This window comes from Pseudomonas uvaldensis (assembly GCF_021271205.1).
In the GTDB taxonomy this organism is placed as follows: domain Bacteria; phylum Pseudomonadota; class Gammaproteobacteria; order Pseudomonadales; family Pseudomonadaceae; genus Aquipseudomonas; species Aquipseudomonas uvaldensis.
In genome coordinates this window covers 1-448 of sequence record NZ_JAIWKS010000047.1, presented here as the reverse complement: position 1 = coordinate 448, position 448 = coordinate 1, and the positions used below count along the sequence as shown (strand labels likewise).

Genomic DNA, 448 nt, shown 5'->3' with positions numbered 1-448 from the left:
CTGGGCACGCAGGTCGGCTGCGGATGGCTGCGCGTCTTCTTTGGCGATCACATAAGCCACCAGGCGCTTGTCACCCGGTTCGTCCTCACGGGCGATGACCACGGCCTCGCTGACGCCTTCGCAGGCCGCCAGCGTAGCTTCGATTTCACCCAGCTCGATACGGAAACCACGGATCTTCACCTGGTCGTCGTTACGGCCCAGGTACTCGATACTGCCGTCCGCCAGCCAGCGACCCAGGTCACCGGTCTTGTACATCCGTGCGTTCGGTTCACGGCTGAACGGGTTGGCGAGGAAGCGCTCGGCCGTCAGCTCGTCGCGGTTCAGGTAGCCACGGCTGACGCCTGCGCCACCCACGTACATCTCGCCCGCCACGCCCACCGGCACCGGCTCGCGCAGGGCGTCGAGCACGTACAACTGCAAGTCAGGGATGCGCTTGCCGATGGGGCTG

1 protein-coding gene is annotated in these 448 nt (G+C 65.8%); it reads right to left on the bottom strand.

Annotated features, from left to right (window positions below):
- Positions 1-448: AMP-binding protein (locus LCU97_RS26520; protein WP_232778216.1), on the bottom strand; the 448-nt coding region annotated here is incomplete at both ends.